A 1,842-nucleotide genomic window follows, 5' to 3' on the forward strand; every position below is an offset into this window, starting at 1 on the left:
ACCAGGGCGCCGGAGCTTCTCTCGCTCTGGCCGGTTATTTGATAGACCCCTTCTTGCAGGGCGGTGAGGAGGCTCTGTTGTGACTCCGGCCGGAGGGTGTTCACTTCATCGATGAACAGCACTCCCTTGTGAGCTTTATGAATGGAGCCGCACTCAACCCGTTCGTGGGATGGCGTCTCCAGGCCGCCGGACTGAAAAGGATCATGACGGACGTCTCCCAGCAATGCCCCGGCATGAGCCCCGGTAGCATCCACATAGGGCGCCTTCTTCTTGCCGTTGTTATCCACCAACAGCTTGGGGACCATGGCATCCTCTTTGGGCAGCATATAGCGCAAAGAGATGAACAGCAATGCTGCGGCTATGATTCCGAAAAGAAGCTGGCCCATATAATAGGCGTAGACGATTAGGGCCATTACGATGATCATTAAGAACATATTTCTCGTCTGGACCTTCTTTCTTGCCTCCAGCTTCTGGGCATCGACGATCTGTTTGCCCCTGCCCGCGGGAACGACGCGAACCCTGGGGGTATTGTTATCCTCTGGATTGGCATAGACCAGAACATCCTGCAGATCCTCCACCGGAAGAAGCTCGCTCATTGCTTTGCCGAGCATTGACTTGCCAGTACCAGGCGACCCTATGAGCATGACATGCCTTCTCTGGCTTGCCGCCTTCTTGATCACCTCAACTGCCTCGTCCTGGCCAATAACCTGATCTATGAGGTTTTCAGGTACGGTTATGCTGCTCGTATCCTCGAATTTAATATCGCCGAGCAGTTCATTAGACTCGTCTTCTGAAGTCAATTTTTCGGTCCTCACAGCAATTATTGGTTGTTCTTGACTATATATTTGGTGCTTTGTCTCCATGCTCTTCTCTTTCCAAATCATTAAGTTTTCATACCTGGAATTCACGGATCATCTTGGTGTATCCCTGCAGCATATCTTTTGACAGATGCGGCCTGATATACTCGCTGGCCTCCTGGAAATGCTTCTCTGCAACAAGGATCTTGTCAACTATCAGCTCTTCTCTTTTCATTCCCGGCCGGATATGCTCCCGCAAAGCAAGCATCCCCGCCTCCCGGCAGAGCATCTCCAGATCGGCACCGCTGAAGTTCTCAGTGATATCCGCCAGCCATTGAGCAGAGACCTCATAGGCGGGCATCTTTGAGAGATAGATCTCCAGTATCTTCTGACGAGCTTCTTTATCCGGCATGGGAATATAAACTAAACGATCGAACCTGCCCGGCCGGAGCAACGAGCTATCCAAAAGGTCCGGCCGGTTGGTGGCCGCCACTATCACCACATCCTTCAGCTCCATGAGTCCATCCATCTCCGTCAGGAACTGGCTGACCACTCTTTCGGTAACATGCGAGTCCGATCCGCTGCCCCGGGCGGGAACAATGGAATCGATCTCGTCGAAGAATACCAGGGCGGGAGCAGCCTGGCGGGCTTTGCGAAAGATCTCTCTGACTGCCCTCTCCGACTCGCCCACCCATTTGCTCAATAGCTCAGGTCCCTTAACGCTGATGAAGTTGACATTGCTCTCCGTGGCCAGAGCTCTGACCAGGAGGGTCTTGCCCGTACCGGGAAGACCGTAGAGCAGAATACCCCGCGGCGGCCGGACACCCACCGAGGCGAAGGCCTCTGGGTACATCAACGGCCATTCCACCGCCTCGACCAGGGACCGCTTGGCCTCATCCAGGCCGCCCACTTCATCCCAATGGACCTGGGCCACCTCGACGAAGACCTCTCTCATCGCCGATGGCTCGATCTTCTTCAGGGCGGACAGGAAATCCTCTCTGGTCACATTGAGATTGTCCAGCACATCCAATGGTATGTCCTCTTT

2 protein-coding genes are annotated in these 1,842 nt (G+C 54.1%); both read right to left on the reverse strand.

Annotation, left to right across the window (positions count from 1 at the left end):
• Window positions 1-863, reverse strand: an 863-nt coding sequence (locus BP822_RS02265; protein WP_349681842.1) for an ATP-binding protein, incomplete at its 3' end; no start/stop codon positions are given.
• A gap of 28 nt (window positions 864-891) precedes the next feature.
• Window positions 892-1,842: AAA family ATPase (locus tag BP822_RS02270; RefSeq protein WP_286877631.1), on the reverse strand; the 951-nt coding region annotated here is incomplete at its 5' end.

It is taken from the genome of Methanosaeta sp. UBA458 (assembly GCF_002496085.1).
Classification (GTDB): domain Archaea; phylum Halobacteriota; class Methanosarcinia; order Methanotrichales; family Methanotrichaceae; genus Methanothrix; species Methanothrix soehngenii.